This is a genomic window from Arthrobacter sp. 10T425 (genome assembly GCF_056393985.1).
In genome coordinates this window covers 1-365 of sequence record NZ_JBFTGZ010000137.1, presented here as the reverse complement: position 1 = coordinate 365, position 365 = coordinate 1, and the positions used below count along the sequence as shown (strand labels likewise).

Sequence of the window (365 nt, the reverse complement as noted above, 5' to 3'; positions counted from 1 at the left end):
GCGTGAGCCAGCTCGTGAGCCAGCGTGGAACGCAGTAGCCGGTACGACATGTTCTCTTGCAGTCGGATTGTGTTCGTCTTCAGGTCGTAGTCGCCGTCCCGCTCAAGGTGCGACAGGTCCTCGTACTTGATCGTGCAGCCCAAGGCGTCGGCCATGTCGAACAGTTCTTGGGTCACTCCAAGTCCTCCCCCCGGTCCTTGGAGCGCTTCTTCGCAACCAAGTCGTAGTCATCTTGAGTATCCGCGGAGTCGGGGACATTGCCGCTGATGTTGTTGAAGTCTTCGGCGACCTGTTGGATCAGCGTCAAGCGCATCGGGTCGTTCTCAAGTGATCGGGTAGCCCAGTCGGACGGGTAGACGTTGCGT

General features: G+C 58.9%; 1 protein-coding gene. It reads right to left on the bottom strand.

From position 1 onward, the window contains the following. Positions 1-172: 172 nt before the first annotated feature. Positions 173-365, bottom strand: a 193-nt coding sequence (locus AC1DDH_RS20885) for a hypothetical protein (protein WP_476956280.1), incomplete at its 5' end; no start/stop codon positions are given.